This is a genomic window from Novosphingobium sp. 9U (assembly GCF_902506425.1).
GTDB lineage: Bacteria > Pseudomonadota > Alphaproteobacteria > Sphingomonadales > Sphingomonadaceae > Novosphingobium.
Genome location: NZ_LR732469.1, coordinates 1,533,458 through 1,551,032, shown reverse-complemented (window position 1 = coordinate 1,551,032; position 17,575 = coordinate 1,533,458). Strand labels below are relative to the sequence as shown.

The following is a 17,575-nucleotide window of genomic DNA, read 5'->3' as shown; positions in this document are numbered from 1 at the left end:
TGGGACCGGGGGCGTCGGCGGCGCCTTACCGCATCGCCGCCTGCATTGCCAGTCGCTTATCGGCGGCGGCGACGGCGCTGAGCGGGCCGCTCGATGAACCCCTGCACAAGCAGCCGGGGCACTTGCTGGTCGTGCCCGGTGACGATGTGGAGGCCCGGGGCGGCGCCGCGCAGTGCGCTGATCGTGCGCAGCCAGCTGCCGATTTCCTCGCGATCATGGTCGACGAACAGCCCGGTGACGATCCGCGCGGGCGGGCGCTCGTCCTCCCAGGCGGCATTGATCGGTGCGACATCGCCCGTGAACAGCACCTCGCGGCCATTGCCGAGGCGCGCGTAGACCATCCGCTGACCCGGCGCGATGCTGCTGACCGGGATGACCACGATGCCATGCGCCACGGGATAGGGCTGGGCGGGCGAGCGCTCGGCCGGACCTGCAAGCCCGGAGCCTAACTGCGGCGCCGCGGCGGCCATGCCGCTGTGATGCGCGTCGGTCCCCAGCGAAAGCTGCACTGGTGCTGCAGCGAGCGCTCGCTCGACCATGCGTTGCGCCATCGGATCATAGTGCGAGAGCCGGCGCCGTTCCGCCAGTTCGCGGTTCAGGCCGCGATCAATCGTCGCCAGCGTACCGTCAGCGCCGACCAGTTCGTACGCGCGGATCATGAAGGGGACCGGTCGCAGGCCCGAGCCGGCAGCGAGCAGATCGCTCATCACATGGCGATCGCCGACGGCCTCGTAGCGCACCTGGGTGGGTGCCGGGCCGGGCATGGATTCGGCGAGTTGCCGCAGCTGGGCGATGGTGACCGGCTTGGCCTGCGTGCCGCGTGTGGACGCGTTCAGAAGCAGCCAGGTGAAGGGCGCTCCGATGACCAGCAGCAGGATGAGAAGGACGACATTCAGCTTGCGCGTCAAACAGCCCCGACCCCCTCCAGCCCGTAGCCCGCGAGTGCTTGTGCATACGCGTCCCAGGATGCGCCCGGCCGTGTGGTTAGCGCGAAGTCGGCAAGTTTGCGAACGAATTCCTGACCTTCGAGCAGCCGCGCGATCTGGCGAGCGATGCCTTCCGCGCCGTGAACGAAGCCGACTCCAGGCCCGAACGCGGCGGCAAGTTCGTCCTCCAGCAGCGGGAAGTGCGTGCAGGCGAGGACCACCGTGTCGATGTCCGCACCGCCTGGCATGCTGCGTAAGGCGTCCACGGCGGATGCGATCGCCTCGGCATCGGGCGTTTCGCCGCGCAGCTTGGCCTCGGCGGCGTCCACGAGATCGGGCGCACCATGGCGCAGCAGGTGCTTGCCCGCAGCGAACTCGTGTTCCAGCCGGTCGACATAGGCCTGACGGATCGTCGCTTGCGTGCCGAGCAGGCCGATGACGCCGCTGTGGGTGAGCGCGGCAGCGGGCTTGATGGCGGGCACGGTGCCGACAATCGGCACTTCCAGCACCTCGCGCACCATGCCCAAGGCGATGGTCGAGGCGGTGTTGCAGGCGATGCAGACCAGGCGCGGCTTTAACCGCTCGGTGAGGCGCCCCAGTAGCCCGGCCACGCGCGCGGCGATCTGCGCTTCGGTCTTGGTGCCATAGGGCAGGCCCGCGGTATCGGCGACGTAGACCACCGGCGCTTGCGGCAGCACCCGCCGCAGCTCGGCCAAGACAGTGAGCCCGCCCACGCCCGAGTCGAACAGCAGGACCGGCGCCACCGGGTCTTGAGTACGGTCCAAAACGCAAGGTCCTTTCGGGCGGAAGTCGCTGCGTCTGTTAGCGAGGCTGCGCGGCAGAGGGCAACAGGGCGTCGCCAATCGCCTGGGGAGCGGTTAAGACGCGGCGATGAGCGAGATTCTTGCTGCCATCCTGGGCTATCTGCTCGGGTCCGTGCCGTTCGGGCTGCTGCTCACGAGGTTGACCGGCGCGGGCGACTTGCGTTCGATCGGCTCGGGCAACATTGGTGCGACCAATGTGCTGCGCACCGGCCGCAAAGGACTGGCGGCGACGACGCTGCTGCTCGACCTGACGAAAGGCCTCGCGGCGGTGCTGATCGCGCGTGCGATCTGGCCGGGGAGCGAGCCGTTTGCCGCTGTTGGTGCGGTGGTGGGCCATTGCTTTCCGGTGTGGCTGCGCTTCCGCGGCGGCAAGGGCGTCGCGACGCTCGCGGGTGTGTGCTTCGGCTTGGCCTGGCCGATCGGCCTGGCTTACGCGGTGCTCTGGCTTGGCGTGCTGGCGCTTGCGCGGATCTCTTCACTGGGTGGGATGACCGCAGCTGTCGGAGCGCCGATCGCGGCACTGCTGCTCGGTTACCAGGCGTATGTGCCCGCCCTGGTGGTGCTCGCCGTGCTGGTGGTCTGGATGCATCGCGCCAACATCGCGCGGCTGCGTAGCGGCACCGAGCCGCGGATCGGCGCGGCCAAGCCGTGAGCGCGGGGTCGGCGCTGACGCAGGACGAGGCGCTTGCCCGCATCCGCCTGCTGAGATCGCCCAACATCGGCCCGGTAAGCTACCGGCAGCTGCTCGCCCGCTTCGGCACGGCGAGCGCGGCGTTGGACGCGTTGCCGGACATGGTCGGCCGCTCTGGCAAGGCCTACACTCCCGCCGCCGAGGGACGTGTCGCTGCCGAGGTCGCTGCCGTTCGCAAGGCGGGCGCGCGCTATCTGTTTGACGACTCGCCGGATTACCCGCCGCTCCTTGCCGAGGCCGAAGGCGCGCCGCCGATCCTGACCATGCGCGGCGATCCCAGCCACTTGCACGCCCCTTGCGTCGCCGTGGTTGGCGCACGCAATGCCTCGGGCGCCGCGGTGAAGCTGGCGCGCGATTTCTCGCATGGCCTGGCCGAGGCCGGCTTTACCGTCGTTTCGGGTCTTGCTCGCGGTATCGATGGCGCCGCGCATACCGGTGCGCTGGCGGCGGGCGAGGGCCGGACCGTCGGCGTGATCGCGAGCGGCATCGACATCGCCTATCCGCCCGAACATGCCGAACTGCAGGAGCGTATCGCCAACGAGGGCGTACTGCTCGCCGAGCAACCGCCGCGCACCGAGCCGCTCGCGCGCCACTTCCCAACCCGCAACCGCATCATCGCCGGCCTTGCCGCCGGCACGCTGGTGGTCGAGGCGGCCCCCAAGTCCGGCTCGCTAATCACCGCACGCCTCGCCGGGGAGTTCGGGCGCGAGATCATGGCGATCCCCGGCTCCCCGCTCGATTCGCGCTCACACGGCTGCAACCAGCTGATCCGCGATGGCGCGATCCTGGTGCAGCGGCCCGAGGATGTGGTCGAACTGCTCTCCGGTTTCGATGGTGCTGCGCGCTCCAGCTTTCGCGAGTTCTCGTCGACTACACCGTGGCACGAACCTGATCCGGCGGAGTCTGCGGAAGTGGTCGGTCTGCTCACCCTGGCGCCGATCGGCGTGGACGAGCTGATCCGCCAGTCGGGCGCGACTTCAGCGTCCGTCCAGCTGGCCTTGCTTGAACTGGAGATCGCAGGCAGGCTTCACCGGCATGCAGGAGGGCGGGTCAGCCTTTCGGCTTGAGCGTGCGCGCAGGAGGGGGCGATCGAAAGGACGGCGAATACCTTGAGCATCGGCGCGGTGCTCGCCGCGACGTGGGAGCTCTTGCTTAGGCATCCTCTCGGAATGGTGCTCGGCGCAGTAGGCATGTCAGCCTTGGACAGTGCGGTCGAGCTGCTGGCAGGCGAGGACAGCATATCCTCGCTCACCAGCTTCGTCTCGATCGGCGTCGTCTACGCGATTTTCCGGATGCTGCTGAAGAAGAAAGGGTTCATCGACCGGGAAGGCAGCTTTCGTAGCTACTTCGGAGTCGGACTTCTTTCGGGCATCGCCATCATCGTCGGCTTCCTGTTCCTGGTAGTACCGGGACTTTTCCTGATGGCGCGGTGGTCAGTGGCATCTGCTTTCGTGATCACGCAAGGCTCGAAGTCCATCGAGGCGCTGCGCGCCAGTTGGCAGGCAACGCGCGATTGTGCGTGGACGATCGTACTCATCCTTGTCGTTACTTTCGGCGCGTACGTCGCGATTTTCGCCACATTCACGATCGTGGCCGCACTTGCTCCCGTGCTGCTAGGCGGATCAGTCGATGCAATCGACAAGTCGCCGCCGTTCGTCATCATGCTGAACCTTTTGGCCAACATCGGAACGGTCGGAACCGCGTACTTGAGTGTCGCGATCTTCGAAAAGGTGATCGGCGAGGGTGAGTCGCTGCAGGGCATCTTCGCCTGAAGCACCCTCTTGACGGCCGGCGCCGAGCGGACCCACCTTGTACGTGTATGTATGCGCGCACGCGTAGAGGCGCTTTTCCAGGATCACAATGCAACTCGTCATCGTAGAATCGCCGGCCAAGGCCAAGACCATCGAGAAGTATCTGGGCAAGGACTACCGCGTCCTGGCCTCCTACGGACACGTCCGCGACCTGCCGCCCAAGGACGGCTCAGTGCGCCCGGACGAGAGCTTCGCCATGGATTGGGAGCTCTATGGCGACAAGCAGAAGCAGGTGAAGGCGATCACCGATCTTGCCAAGCAAGCCGATCGCCTGATCCTCGCCACCGACCCCGATCGTGAGGGCGAGGCGATCTCGTGGCACGTGCGTGAGCTGCTCGCCAAGCGCAAGGCGCTGCCCAAGGACGTGCAGCGGGTCACCTTCAACGCCATCACCAAGGATACGGTGACCAAGGCGATGACCCAGCCCCGCGAGCTGGACCAGGATCTGATCGACGCGTACTTGGCGCGCCGCGCGCTTGATTACCTGTTCGGCTTCACGCTCTCGCCGGTGCTGTGGCGCAAGCTGCCGGGCGCCAAGTCGGCAGGCCGCGTGCAGTCGGTGGCGCTGCGTCTAATCGTCGATCGCGAGCGTGAGATCGAGGCGTTTAAACCGCAGGAGTACTGGTCGGTCGCCGCGCTGATGGCGCATGACGGCACCGACTTCACCGCCAAGCTGGTGACGTTCGACGGCCAGAAGCTCGATCGCCTGAGCCTCAGCGACGAAGGCACCGCCATGCGCGCCAAGGCGGCGGTGGAGAGCGGCGCGTTCAAGGTCGAAGGCGTCGAGACCAAGCCGCACCGCCGCAATCCGCAGCCTCCGTTCACCACCTCGACGCTGCAGCAGGAGGCGGCGCGCAAGCTCGGCTTCTCGGCCAGCCACACCATGCGCGTGGCGCAGACGCTCTACGAGGCGGGCGCGATCACCTACATGCGGACGGACGGCGTGCAGATGGACCCCTCAGCGATCTCCGAAGCGCGCGCCGCGATCTCGGACAAGTTCTCCGGCCACTACCTCCCCGAGAAGCCGCGCCACTACGAAACCAAAGCCAAGAACGCGCAGGAAGCGCACGAGGCGATCCGCCCGACTGAGTTCACCCGCGAGCGCTTCGGTTCGGGCGACGAGGCGCGGCTCTACGATCTGGTGTTCAAGCGCGCGATGGCGAGCCAGATGGCCTCGGCGCAGCTGGAGCGCACCACCGTCACCCTACGCGACGGCACCGGCCGCAACGAGCTGCGCGCCACCGGCCAGGTCGTGAAGTTCCCCGGCTTCCTGGCGGTCTACGAGGAAGGCCGCGACCAGAAGGCTGATGATGATGAGGAAAGCGGCCTGCTGCCGGCGATGAAAGCCGGTGACATGCCGGCCAAGAAGGACGTCAGCGCCGAGCAGCACTTCACCCAGCCGCCGCCGCGCTATTCCGAGGCGAGCCTCGTCAAGCGGCTGGAGGAGCTCGGCATTGGGCGGCCTTCGACTTACGCCGCGACGCTGCAGGTACTGAAAGACCGCAACTACGTCCGCACCGAGAAGAACCGCTTCTTCGCCGAAGAAAGCGGGCGCCTGCTGACCTCGTTCCTCGAGCGCTTCTTCGACCGGTACGTCGCCTACCAGTTCACCGCTGGCATGGAGGATGAACTCGACGACGTCTCGGGCGGCCGGGCCGAGTGGAAGGACGTGCTCGCCGCGTTCTGGCGCGACTTCAAGCCCAAGTCCGATGAGGTCATGGATCGCAAGCCGTCCGAGGTCATGGAAGGGTTGGACGAGTTCCTGGGCGATTACCTGTTCCCGCCCAAGGACGACGGCACCGACCCGCGTCTGTGCCCCAAGTGCCAGCAGGGCCGACTGGCGCTGCGTGGCGGCAAATTCGGCGCGTTCGTCGCCTGCTCGAACTATCCGGAGTGCAAGTACACCCGCAAGTTCGCGCAGCCGGGCGGCAATGGCGAAGTGGCCGAGGACGAGCCGCTGGGCGTCGATCCCGAGAGCGGGCTGGAGATTGTCCGGCGCGCAGGGCGTTTCGGGCCCTACATCCAGCTGGGCGAAGGCAAGGAAGCAAAGCGCGCGTCGATCCCCAAGGACATCGACGAGCTGACGCTGGATTGGGGGATTAAGCTGCTGAGCCTGCCGCGCACCGTCGGCATGCACCCGGAAACGGGTGAGGAGATCAAGGCCAGCATCGGGCGTTATGGCCCTTACCTCGTGCACGACGGCAAGTACGCGCGTCTGCGGACCACGGCCGAGGTGTTCGAGACGGGCATGAACGCCGCCGTCTCGCTGCTGGCGGAAGCGGCGGCGAACAAGGGTGGACGCGGCGCCCGCACCGCAGCCGAGCCGCTCAAGGTGCTCGGCGCACACCCGACTTCCGGCGGCGAGATGAAGGTGATGGCAGGGCGCTATGGCCCCTACGTGACCGATGGCACAACCAATGCCACCTTGCCACGCGACGCCAAGCCCGAGGAGCTGACCGCCGAAGCCGCCATCGTTCTCATCGACGAGAAGGCGGCCAAGGGCCCGCCTAAGGGCAAGAAGAAGGCAGCGCCAAAGAAGGCCGCAGCGAAGAAAGCTCCGGCCAAGAAGCCTGCTGCCAAGAAGGCGCCGGCCAAGAAGAAGACTGCGGAGGCGGCCGAATGAGCGACAAGGTCGCCAAGCATAAGCAGCCCTGGAAGCCCGAGGAACTCCAGAAGCTGCGCACCCTCGCCGACAAGGGCAAAGGGCTGAAGGAGATCGCCAAGGCGCTCAATCGCACCGAGGAGTCCACCAAGGACGCGGCCAAGCAGCACGGGATGACCATCGGCAAGCTGCGTTGACGCTAGGCCGATGATGATCCTCCCGTAAGCATTCTCCAGTCAGCAGCTGGAGGCTCACTCGAGTACCGCCAGTGCTGAGCTTGTCGAAGCACCCCAGCCTCCGGTCCGGCATTCGCGACAGCCGTCGCCGACTAACCGGTATTTGAAGCGTTCCACCCCCATGCTCCGGTCACACGACGACATCCAGTTCGCAGCCACGCCTGCCGCAACCCATCCGCCCGCCGATGGCCTGCCGCTCCCCCGCCGGATCTGGGCCATCGTGGCGATCTGCTTTGGCACGGGGCTGTTCGTACTGGACGGCACCATAGCCAACGTCGCCCTGCCAACGATCGGCCGCGATCTGCGGATCGATGCCGGTGTCGTGGTCAACGTCGTCACCGTCTACCAACTGGTCATGGTGATGGCGCTGCTGCCCTTTGCCAATCTCGGCGACCGTTGGGGGCTGCGCCGCGTCTACCAGACCGGGCAAGTCGTTTTCCTGGTCGCCTCCGGGCTCGCATTCTTCGTGCACTCTCTCGCCTCGCTGCTGGCGATCCGCGCGCTGCAGGCCCTCGGCGCAGGCATGGCGATGTCGGTGTCCTCAGCGATGATCCGGCAGATCTATCCGCGCCGGAGCCTGGGCGGCGGGCTGGGTGTGAACAGCGTGATCGTCTCTTCGGCGAACGCTCTGGCGCCGGCGCTGGGTGGCTTCATCGTCGCGCAAGGCGATTGGCGGCTGATCTTCGTCGCCGCTGTGCCCTTCGCGCTGGTTTCGTTGATGCTTGGGCGTTTTCTGCCTAGCCCGGCCGGCAGTGACCGACCCTTCGACTGGCGCTCTGGGCTATGGAGTGCAGGAAGCCTGGCGCTGCTGATCGGCGGTGTCGAACTTGCGGCGCATGGTGGCCGTGTGGCGCTCGGGCTGGTGGTCGTCGGCCTGGGCGCGCTATCCGCAGGGCTGCTGGTGCGGCGTGAGCGGACCCGGGAGCGACCCGTGTTTCCGGTTGACCTGCTCGCCAAGCCCGGGATCGGCCTGTCCTCGCTGGCAGCGATTACCGGCTTTCTATCATCTGCGGGGCTCATCGTCGCGCTGCCGTTCCGGTTCCAACAGGGCTTGGGCTACGCGCCCGAGCAAGCCGGACTGCTGCTTCTTCCGTTTCCGTTGACGATGTTGATCATTGCGCCGCTGGCGGGCTGGTTGTCCGACCGCGTTTCCGCGTCGCTGCTGGGCATCGTCGGCATGGCGGTGGCGATCGTCGGCCTTTGTCTGATCGGCTTCTTGCCGCACGAGGCGACACGTTTCGACATCGCCTGGCGTCTGGTCGTCTGCGCCTGTGGGTTCGGGCTGTTCTTCTCGCCCAATGCGCGCATGATCATCGGCGGGGCACCCGTGGCCCGCGCGGCTGCTGCAGGAGGACTTTTGGCCACTTCGCGCCTGTTCGGGCAGACGTTGGGCGCGGCCGTAGTCGGCGTGCTGCTGTCGCTAGGTGCGGGGCTTGGGCCGACGCCCATGCTGGTGGCGGTCGGGTTCGCGGTCGTCGCCGCGACATGCTCTCTTGCCCGCCACATCGTGGTCAGTCGGGCTGAAAAGTGCCCCGCGGTCGAGGTGGTGGGGGAACAGTAAGGCCGACAAACAGCGACGAGTGCGCTTTAACACACGAAGCTCAGCGAGCTCCAACGAGGCGGCACCAATCCATCGTATCATTCACACAGACGAGGTGGGTGCTCTGACCCACCCCGCGCTGCGGTCACTTGCCGTCGGTCACCTTGTCGGCAGCATTCTCGGCGGCGTTACCGACCTTGCTGGCCGCGTCGCCGACGCTGCTGGCGGCTTGCGCAACGGCATTGTCTTTGGCCGCCTCGCTCGAGCTCGACTGGCTGAAGAAGTAGATGCCGGCGATTACTGCGATCAGCAGCACGATCGCTAACAGCGCAGTGCCGCCGCTGCTGCGACGCTCGCCATCGTGGATCACGGTGGTGTGCGTCGTCGGAGCGGCGCCGCCTTCGACCGTGGTAATGCGTTCCTCGACCATCTCAGTCCTCCTCTTGATGCATATCAAGCGCTGGAACGCGCGCCGAACGTTTGGGTTGCGCAACACACGGTTACAGGAGCGAGAGTTGGCCATCTGCCGAGGGCTTGCGAAAGGCCGTGCAATCGAGCCGGACATCGGGTCGCGCCATGCCGTGGCGGCGCATGGCGATGGCGAAGCGGCTGCGGAACAGGTCGGCCCACACGCCTTCGGGCTTCATCCGTTTGCCAAAGCGCGGATCGTTGTCGCGACCACCGCGAATGGAGCGGATCGTCGCCATGACCTTGGCCGCACGATCCGGAAAGTGGGTCTCCAGCCATTCGCGGAACAGCGGCGCCACCTCATTGGGGAGCCGCACGATGATCCAGGTTGCCGCACGCACACCCGCGGCGGCTGCCTCGGCCAGGATCTGCTCGATCTGGTGATCGGTGATCGATGGGATGACCGGCGCCACCGAGACATGGCACGGCACTCCTGCCGCTACTAGGGCGCCGAGCGCCGCGACCCGCTTGGCCGGCGAGGCGGCGCGCGGCTCCAGCAGGCGCGAGAGCTTTGGGTCGAGGCTCGTGACCGAGATGCCGACCCAAATCAGGCCGTGACGCGCCAGTTCGGTGATCAGGTCGAGATCCTGCAGCACGCGATCGGACTTGGTAGTGATCGTCACTGGATGCCGCGTCTCCAGGCAGACCTCCAAGACCTGCCGGGTTATTCGATAGCGTGCCTCGATCGGCTGGTAGGGATCTGTGTTGGTGCCCATGGCGATGGGGGCCGGGCGGTAGCTCGGCTTGGCAAGCGTCTCGCGCAGGAGGCGGGCGGCGTCCGGCTTGGCGAAGAGCTTGGTCTCGAAATCGAGACCCGGCGAGAGATCGTGATAGGCATGGCTCGGCCGCGCGAAGCAGTAGATGCAGCCATGCTCACAGCCGCGATACGCGTTGATCGAACGGTCGAACGGCACGTCTGGCGAGCTGTTGAAGGTGAGGATCGCCTTGGGGTGCTCCTCTGTGACGGTTGTCCGCAGCCTGTCCACAGGACCATCGACAAACTCATGCACATCCTGCCAGTCGCCGTCCTCCTCTCGCGCGGCAAGATTGAAGCGCGCCGAGACGCTGGACGACTGGGCTCCGCGGCCATGTGCATGCGCTCGATCCGCCATGTGCGGATGAGAACATACCAAGAACTTATCGTCAAGAGTTTGGCGGTCCTAAGGGGGGAATCAGCGTCTTACGCGAGGCCGGGAGTGGGCTTCGACAAGCTCAGCCTGGGCGATGTTGGAGGGAGGCCGCACGTTCCAGCCTTGGCGGTGTTGGAGGGAGGCCGCAAGTTGGTGACGTTCTCTCACCATTGCGTCGTGTCACCTGTCGCCGCCCATGCTGAGCGTGTCGAAGCATGCCAGCTGACAGTGCGGCAAGCCCACTCTGCCGGAACAGTAGCTTCTAAACTTCGCGCAGGCGCGGCATCAGCTCGACGAAGTTGCAGGGGCGGTTGCGGCTGTCGAGCTGCTCGGCGAGGATGCCGTCCCAACCATCTTTCACCGCCCCGTTCGAACCGGGCAGGGCAAAGATGTAGGTCCCGCGCGAGAGGACGGCGCATGCACGGCTCTGCACGGTCGAGGTGCCGATCGTCTTGTAGCTGAGCCAGCGGAACAGCTCGCCGAAGCCCGGGATGTCCTTCTCCTTGACTTGGTCCAAGGCCTCAGGCGTGACGTCGCGGCCGGTGAGGCCGGTGCCGCCGGTGATGATCACGGCATCGACGGAGCTATCGTCGATCCAGGCGTTAAGCTGCGCGACCAGCGTCGGCACGTCGTCGCGCACGATGGTGCGCTGGCTGAGCGTGTGCCCGGCGCCCGTGATGCGATCGGCCAGGATGTCGCCTGAGGTGTCGTTCTCCGGACCCCGCGTGTCGGAGACGGTGAGCAGGGCGATCTGGATCGGCTTGAAGGTGCGCTCCGGATCAACGGCCACGCAGCACCGCTCCGTTCGCCGCCATGCGCACGCCCTTGGCGCTGCCCAAGCCCGGGAAGGTAGGCCACATGCCCTGTGCCAAGGCCTCGCGGCTTTCGGAGGCGCCGCCGGCCTGGCGTTCGTACATCCAGTAGTTGCGCATGACGATGTTCACGTAGCCGCGCGTCTCCCAGTACGGCAGCGACTCCATCCACAACAGCGGATCGCCCTGGTCACGCACTTCGCTGTTCCACCGGCCGGTGGGAACCAGGCCAGCGTTGTAGGCGGCCATGACCTTGGGTAGCAGTCCTTGCGTCGCGCCCGAGTTCTTCAGCATCTGCAGGTGACGCTGGCCGAACGCGAGGTTGACCTCGGGCTTGTTGAGGTCGCTCGGCGAGCCGGAGTAGCCCAGCGCGCCGCTGTGATCCTGCGCGGCCGCGGGCACGATCTGCATCAGACCGCGTGCACCTGCCGGACTGACCGCAGAGGTCTGGAACACCGACTCCTGCAGCACGTGCGCGTAGACCAGCGCCGGATCGACTTGCCAGCCACCCACCGGCACCCACTTGGGCGTCGGGAAGCGCGTGGCTGGTGCAGGCTTGCCGCCATATGGTGCGTTGTAGGCCATCCACAGCTGCGTCTTGGGCAGGCCCAAGTCGCGCGCGAGGCGGGTCAACGGCTCGAACTCGGAAGGGCTGCCGATGCGCGCCTGGTGGCGCAGCACTTCGTCAGCCAAGCTATCCTCGCCGATCTCGCTCAGCGCAACGGCGACGCGGATGTTGTTGTCGTTGCGCAGCTGCTGCCAGTCGCCTTGCGTGAAGTCGGCGGCGGAGTGCTGCTCCGGCAGGCGCAGGCCGAGCTGTTCGGCGGCGAGCATGCCATACAGCGTCTCGTCGCGCACGGCGGCCTTGCGCAGGATGGCAGCGGCCTGCTCGGGCTTGCGGCAGCGCACCAGCGAGCGGCTTTGCCAGTAGTATGCGGCAGACGTCAGCTCGGCGTTCTCGGAGCGGGCAGCGGTGTTCTTGAAAGCGTCGGCCGCACCGTCGCAGTCGCCTAGGCGCCAGGCGGCAAGGCCAGCGGTCCACCAGGATTCGCCGACCCACGGGCCCTGACCCTGCGCGCCCAGCTGCGCGACTTCGTAGGCCTGCGCGTCCTGGTTCTCGATGTAGAAGCTCCAGGCCACCCGCTGGCGCCATTCGGCGCGAGCCGAGGGGCTGAGCGAGGCATCGATACCGTCAAGCAGCACCCGCGCGCCCATCGGATCGTCGGCCTTGATCCGCTCCAGGATACCCGCCGAGACCGTGCCCGGCATCGTCCCGTCGTTGATCGCGCCAGGCTTGATGCGCTTGGGCAGCGAAGGCAGCGTGGCAAAGCGCTGTGCCGTCGGCACTGACGGCAGGCTGACGGCGCCGCGCTTCAGCGCAAGTCGGCTGATCTGGTCGGCATCCGGGAGCTCGGTGCCTTGCGACAGCCAGGCTTGCAGGTCGGTCAGTTCGATCTTGGGAGATCCGGACGCCAGGAAATACTCGGCGCGGGCCTGCTGATGAAGCGGACCGTCGCTCTTCTGAGCGAACAGCGTCTGGACTGTGGTCCAGTCCTTGCTGTCGATCGCGGCGAAGAGCTTGCGGTAGTAATCGCGCTCATCGAGCGTGAGCAGCGATGGAACGGCGGTCCGATCCGCGCGCGTACGGAAGTAATCCACCGCGGCGCTGTTCGCGAACGCCGGACTTGCGGCGAGCGAAGCAGCGCTCAGAAGGGCGAGCAGCCCGGCCTTTGCAGCAGTCTTCAAGGTTTCACCCCGATCCCTAAACGATCCGATCCCGCTCGACCGCCGACGCGTCTACGATCATGCCGACCAGTCGAGCCATGCCTGCCACAGCGCGGACTTCCAACGCGGCTGCGAGGCCGCTGCCGGAACTCTGCGCACTGTGAGCAGCGGCACCGTCGCTCCCTCATGGTTAAAACTGAGTGAAACGGCAGGGACTTGAGGTGAGTCGTGGCCGAGCAGCGGCAGGATGACGAAACCGAACACCAGCACCCGCTTGGGGCGGACCAGTGCGATGTGCTGGATCAGCGCGCGCGAGATGATCTGATTGGCCTGTGGCGACCAGTCCGTCCCCGGAGCGTGGCAGGGCAGGGCGCTCGCTCGATAGACCTGCTCTTCTGACAGGCCGCACGCCTTGATGAAGCCATCGAGCACGCTGCCTTCGGGGCCGGACAGCAGCAGTTCGCGGTCAGCGCTTTCAGGAGCGCAGGCGATGATCATGAGTTCGGGCGAGGCGGCGCCGCGCGGCGGCACTCGGCCGGTGCAGCGTCCGCCATCGAGTTCCGGCGCGGACATCCACCAGGCATGGAATGCCTCCAGCGTGGCCGGGAGCAGCGCAGGTGGAGCGGGTGCCTCCGGCTCGGGCGCCGGCCGGCGCGACTCGCGGGGAGCGGGATGGTCCGGCTCGGCAAGGGGCAGCCAGGAGCGCGGCGCGTCCTCGAACGCCATGTCCACGCCCGCGTCACGCCACCAGTCGAGAGTCGCCGCGATCGCGCTTGCGTAATCCGGATTTGTTCCGATCCCCATGCCTCGGGTCTTGACCTGCCGCACGCGACCAATCAAGGCGTTTGCAAATTTAATCGCGCGATTGAACAAGCGCTCTGGGAACCGAGAAGTCCATGACGACACGTGAATCGATGCCGTTCGACGTCGTGATCGTCGGTGGTGGCCCTGCTGGGTTGTCGACCGCGATCCGGCTCAAGCAGGTCAATCCGGACCTGAGCGTCTGCGTCCTGGAAAAAGGCTCGGAGATCGGCGCGCACATCCTGTCGGGCGCAGTGATCGATCCGCGGGCGCTGGACGAGCTGCTGCCGACTTGGCGCGAGGACGGTTGCTTCCTGGCCGACACGCCGGTCACGGACAACTGGCACTGGTACCTGACGAAGACCGGCAAGCTGCCGATCCCGCACGCATTCATGCCGCCGTTCATGTCCAACAAGGGCTGCTACACCGGCTCGCTGGGCAACCTGTGCCGCTGGCTGGCCGAGCAGGCCGAGGCGTTGGAAGTGGAGATCTTCCCGGGCTTCTCGGCCAGCGAAGTCCTGTTCGACGAGAACGGCGCCGTGACTGGCGTGGTCGCCGGCGTCATGGGCATCGCCCGCGACGGCAGCGAGAAGTCGGATTTCGAGCCCGGCATGGAGCTGCTCGGCAAGTACACCGTGTTTTGCGAAGGCGCGCGCGGTCACCTGACCAAGCGGCTGAAGGCGCAGTTCAACCTCGAAGCCGAGTGCGAGCCGCAGATCTACGGCATCGGCATCAAGGAGCTGTGGGATATCGATCCGGCCAAGCACGTGCCGGGTCGTGTGCTCCACACGCAAGGGTGGCCCCTGTCGGAGAGCAACACCTGGGGCGGCGCGTTCCTGTACCACCAGGCGAACAACCAGGTCGCGCTCGGGCTGGTGACGGCGCTCGATTACGAGAACCCCTACGTTTACCCCTTCGAGGAATTCCAGCGGTGGAAGACCCACCCGGCGATCCGCGAACTGCTCGAAGGCGGCAAGCGCGTGGCCTACGGTGCCCGTGCGATCAACGAGGGTGGCTGGCAGTCGGTCCCCAAGCTGGCGTTCCCAGGCGGCGTGCTTGCGGGCTGCTCGGCCGGGTTCGTCAACGTGCCGCGGATCAAGGGCACGCACACCGCGATGAAGAGCGGCATGCTCGCCGCAGAGGCGATCGCCGAGGCGGTCGCCGCCGGGCGTGAGCAGGACAGCCTCGACGTTTATGAGGCAAGACTGCGCGACAGCTGGATCGCCAAGGAGCTGAAGCAGGTCCAGAACGCCGAGCCGCTAACGGCCAAGTTCCACGGCGACCTGTTCGGATCGGCGCTGGCCGACATCGACATGTGGCTGCGGTACCTCAAGCTACCGGCGTTCCCGGTGATGAAACACCACACCGACGCCTCGGCGCTGCGGCGAGCCGACCTGTTCCGGCCGATCGCCTATCCCAAGCCCGATGGCGTGCTGACGTTCGATCGCCTGACCAGCGTGTCCTACTCCTTTACCAACCACGAGGAGGATCAGCCGGTCCACCTCGTGCTGAAGGACCCGGATTACCCGCTGGAAACCGAACTGCCGGTCTTCGGCGGCCCCTCGACACGTTACTGCCCGGCGGGTGTCTACGAATACGTGCCGAACGAGGCGACGGGCGGCGTGAAGTTCCAGATCAACGCGCAGAACTGCGTCCATTGCAAGACGTGCGACATCAAGGATCCCGGCCAGAACATCGTCTGGACCGCGCCGGAAGGCGGTGGCGGGCCGAACTACCCGAATATGTAATTGGCCGGCGCGCTCCTGCTTGCAGGGCGCCTTTGCATCCCGATCGGTCTTCATCACCCTGAACTTGTTTCAGGGTCTATCGGCCGCTCAGTCGAGGGTTCGGTTCGCCAGCGGATAGTGCAGCCTGCCGAAATACGGCGCGCCGCTTGCGGAGCAATTGATCCTGAAACAAGTTCAAGGTGACGGGGATCATGACGTTGCGTCGGGCTTAGCGATCGCATCTGTTGGCTTCCACAAGGACGTGCTGGTGCTGACCGAAACCGCCTACGCCAAGATCAACCTGGCGCTGCACGTCCGGCGGCGGCGTGACGACGGTTATCATGAGCTCGAGACGCTGTTCGCCTTCGTGGACGCAGGCGACCAGGTCAGCGCGGCGCCGTCCTCGCAGGACAGCCTGCGCATCTTCGGCGAGTTCGCCTCCGGCATCGACGCCCCGTTCGGCAACATCGTGGCCAAGGCGCTGAACACGCTGCCGCATGGCCGCGGGTGGGCGGTCGAACTCGACAAGCGATTGCCGGTCGCCGCCGGTCTCGGCGGAGGATCGGCCGATGCCGGAGCGATCTTCCGCATGGTCGAGCAGGCCCATGGGCTGCCCGACGATTGGCAAGCGCGGGCGGCCAAGCTGGGCGCCGATGTCCCCGCATGCGTCCGCTCGCAGGCATGCGTGGGTACTGGCACTGGGACGGAACTGGTGCCTGTCGACAACGACCTGGCCGGCACGCCCGTGCTGCTGGTCAACCCGCGCGTGCCGCTGGCGACGGGGCCGGTCTTCAAGGGCTGGGACGGTGTAGACCGCGGCGCCATGCCGATCGGCCCGCTGCGCGCCATTGCGCTGGAAGGCCGCAACGATCTGGAGGCGCCCGCCCTGCGGCTGTGCCCCGCCATTGGCGGGGTGCTCGCCGCACTGGCGCAGACCGCTGCCTTCGTGGTGCGCATGTCGGGCTCGGGCGCGACGTGCTTCGGGCTCTATGACAACGCCGAGCAGCGGGACCAGGCCAGTGCGGAACTCTCGCGCATGCACCCAGACTGGTGGCAACTCGCGGGCGCCTTGCGCTGAGCGGCCGGAACGAGGATAGCGGCGGGGTGCAGTCCGACACTTATCGCCTTCTCGGCCAGCCTCGCAGCGGCGGCGTCCTCGTCGTCGCCGATCACGCCTCCAACCGCGTACCCGATGGCGTCGACCTGGGCATCGCGCCCGAGTTGCTCGAGCAGCATATCGCCGTCGACATCGGCGTGGCGGGCGTCGCCGAACGGATGGCGCGCCCCGGTTTCGCGGCATACCTTGCGAATGTCAGCCGCCTGGTGTGCGACTTCAACCGCGATCCCGACGCGCCTGGTATCCTCCCGCAGGTCAGCGATGGCCACTTGATCCCAGGAAATGCGCTCAGTGCTGAAGACCGCGCCGAGCGGATGATGCGCTTCTTCGAGCCCTATCATTCCGGACTGGCGGCGGTGCTGGAAGCGACCCCGCCAGCGCTGATCCTGTCGCTGCACAGCTTCACGCCGAGCCTCGCCAGCGATCCCACGCAGCAGCGGCCATGGCATGTTGGTGTCCTCTACAACGAAGACGATCGTGCCGCGCGCCTGGCGATCTCGCTGCTCGAAGCCGAGGGGCTGATCGTGGGTGATCAACAGCCGTACTCAGGCAAGATCCTCAACGCGACGATGAACCGCCACGCCGAGGCGCAAGGGCGGCTATACCTCGGCATCGAGGTCCGCCAGGATCAGATCGGCGATGCGCCTGGGCAAGCGGCCTGGGCAGAACGTCTCGGACGCATCACTCAGGCCGTGGCGCACCACTTCAGCTGACTTCATCCGCGAGTCCGGATGCTTGCCGACCGGTCGGCGCGACATGGCACGCTAGCCTTCAGCCCGGGCTGGCGTGGCAGCGGTCGCCATCGTCGCAGTGACCGTGTCCGTGACCATAGCCATGGCCATTGCCATGGCTGTCATGGCCCTTGCCCTTGTCCTTGCCCTCACCATGGTAGCCGCCGTTCCCGCGCTCGAGATCGTCATTGCGCATGCGCGCGAAATCGGACTGGTACTGGCCGGGCGCTCCGGGCGCTGCCTGAAAGTTCGCAGCTTGCGTTGCGGCAGTCTGCGCCGCCGCCGGCAGGGCAAGAGCCAGGCCCATAGCGGAGCCGAAGGCAAAAGTTGCTTTCCATGCGATCATCGTGAAGCTCCTAGCATTACCTGATACGACCCATTGCAAACCTGCCTTTACGATCTGCTATCAAACACTTGCGTCCGCTCCCGACGAA

General features: G+C 66.5%; 17 protein-coding genes. 9 read left to right on the top strand and 8 right to left on the bottom strand.

Going from position 1 to position 17,575, the window contains the following annotated elements; translation table 11 throughout:
* Positions 1 to 56: 56 nt before the first annotated feature.
* Both GV044_RS07150 and murI read right to left on the bottom strand, forming a co-directional pair.
* Positions 57 to 908 (bottom strand): hypothetical protein, encoded by an 852-nt coding sequence (locus tag GV044_RS07150; RefSeq protein ID WP_159867385.1) that lies wholly within the window; start codon positions 906 to 908, stop codon positions 57 to 59.
* Complete coding sequence (gene murI, locus GV044_RS07145; protein WP_159867380.1) at positions 905 to 1,711, bottom strand: glutamate racemase; 807 nt, start codon at positions 1,709 to 1,711, stop codon at positions 905 to 907. The genes GV044_RS07150 and murI overlap by 4 nt, the downstream gene beginning before the upstream one ends.
* A 106-nt stretch (positions 1,712 to 1,817) precedes the next feature.
* Between murI and plsY the strand changes: the two genes are divergently transcribed.
* From plsY to GV044_RS07115, 6 genes are all read left to right on the top strand, one after another.
* Positions 1,818 to 2,402 (top strand): glycerol-3-phosphate 1-O-acyltransferase PlsY, encoded by a 585-nt coding sequence (plsY, locus tag GV044_RS07140; RefSeq protein ID WP_159867374.1) that lies wholly within the window; start codon positions 1,818 to 1,820, stop codon positions 2,400 to 2,402.
* Positions 2,399 to 3,508: a DNA-processing protein DprA gene (gene dprA / locus GV044_RS07135; protein ID WP_159867372.1), complete on the top strand. Its 1,110-nt coding sequence runs from the start codon at positions 2,399 to 2,401 to the stop codon at positions 3,506 to 3,508. Before plsY ends, dprA begins: the two co-directional genes overlap by 4 nt.
* 42 nt (positions 3,509 to 3,550) lie before the next feature.
* Entirely contained in the window at positions 3,551 to 4,213 is a 663-nt protein-coding gene (locus GV044_RS07130; RefSeq protein WP_159867369.1) for a hypothetical protein, read from the top strand.
* Positions 4,214 to 4,301: 88 nt separating this feature from the next.
* Positions 4,302 to 6,875 carry a type I DNA topoisomerase gene (gene topA, locus GV044_RS07125; protein ID WP_159867366.1) on the top strand — a complete coding sequence of 858 codons (2,574 nt, stop codon included), beginning with the start codon at positions 4,302 to 4,304 and terminating at the stop codon, positions 6,873 to 6,875.
* A complete protein-coding gene (locus tag GV044_RS07120; protein ID WP_159867363.1) occupies positions 6,872 to 7,051 on the top strand; it encodes a hypothetical protein in 180 nt (59 codons plus the stop codon). The genes topA and GV044_RS07120 overlap by 4 nt, the downstream gene beginning before the upstream one ends.
* Positions 7,052 to 7,211: 160 nt before the next feature.
* A complete protein-coding gene (locus GV044_RS07115; RefSeq protein WP_159867360.1) occupies positions 7,212 to 8,651 on the top strand; it encodes an MFS transporter in 1,440 nt (479 codons plus the stop codon).
* A 124-nt stretch (positions 8,652 to 8,775) separates the two neighbouring features.
* Here the strand turns inward: GV044_RS07115 and GV044_RS07110 are convergent, their stop codons facing one another.
* The 5 genes from GV044_RS07110 to GV044_RS07090 form a co-directional block, all read right to left on the bottom strand.
* Complete coding sequence (locus tag GV044_RS07110) at positions 8,776 to 9,060, bottom strand: hypothetical protein (RefSeq protein WP_159867357.1); 285 nt, start codon at positions 9,058 to 9,060, stop codon at positions 8,776 to 8,778.
* Between the two features lie 70 nt (positions 9,061 to 9,130).
* Entirely contained in the window at positions 9,131 to 10,210 is a 1,080-nt protein-coding gene (locus GV044_RS07105) for a PA0069 family radical SAM protein (protein ID WP_159867354.1), read from the bottom strand.
* 280 nt (positions 10,211 to 10,490) lie between these two features.
* Entirely contained in the window at positions 10,491 to 11,018 is a 528-nt protein-coding gene (gene moaB, locus GV044_RS07100) for a molybdenum cofactor biosynthesis protein B (RefSeq protein ID WP_159867351.1), read from the bottom strand.
* Positions 11,008 to 12,786 carry a lytic transglycosylase domain-containing protein gene (locus GV044_RS07095; RefSeq protein ID WP_236554770.1) on the bottom strand — a complete coding sequence of 593 codons (1,779 nt, stop codon included), beginning with the start codon at positions 12,784 to 12,786 and terminating at the stop codon, positions 11,008 to 11,010. The genes moaB and GV044_RS07095 overlap by 11 nt, the downstream gene beginning before the upstream one ends.
* 57 nt (positions 12,787 to 12,843) lie before the next feature.
* Positions 12,844 to 13,569, bottom strand: a complete 726-nt coding sequence (locus GV044_RS07090) for a uracil-DNA glycosylase family protein (protein ID WP_159867348.1) — start codon at positions 13,567 to 13,569, stop codon at positions 12,844 to 12,846.
* Positions 13,570 to 13,661: 92 nt separating this feature from the next.
* On the opposite strand from GV044_RS07090, the gene GV044_RS07085 reads away from it, so the two are divergent.
* The 3 genes from GV044_RS07085 (at position 13,662) to GV044_RS07075 (ending at position 17,123) form a co-directional block, all read left to right on the top strand.
* The gene (locus tag GV044_RS07085; protein WP_159867345.1) at positions 13,662 to 15,314 is read left to right on the top strand and encodes an electron transfer flavoprotein-ubiquinone oxidoreductase; all 1,653 of its coding nucleotides are present in this window, start codon (positions 13,662 to 13,664) and stop codon (positions 15,312 to 15,314) included.
* A gap of 244 nt (positions 15,315 to 15,558) precedes the next feature.
* Positions 15,559 to 16,371 carry a 4-(cytidine 5'-diphospho)-2-C-methyl-D-erythritol kinase gene (locus GV044_RS07080; RefSeq protein WP_159871028.1) on the top strand — a complete coding sequence of 271 codons (813 nt, stop codon included), beginning with the start codon at positions 15,559 to 15,561 and terminating at the stop codon, positions 16,369 to 16,371.
* A 26-nt stretch (positions 16,372 to 16,397) separates the two neighbouring features.
* A complete protein-coding gene (locus GV044_RS07075) occupies positions 16,398 to 17,123 on the top strand; it encodes an N-formylglutamate amidohydrolase (protein ID WP_159867342.1) in 726 nt (241 codons plus the stop codon).
* Between the two features lie 58 nt (positions 17,124 to 17,181).
* Here the strand turns inward: GV044_RS07075 and GV044_RS07070 are convergent, their stop codons facing one another.
* Positions 17,182 to 17,487 carry a hypothetical protein gene (locus GV044_RS07070; protein WP_159867339.1) on the bottom strand — a complete coding sequence of 102 codons (306 nt, stop codon included), beginning with the start codon at positions 17,485 to 17,487 and terminating at the stop codon, positions 17,182 to 17,184.
* Positions 17,488 to 17,575: the final 88 nt, after the last annotated feature.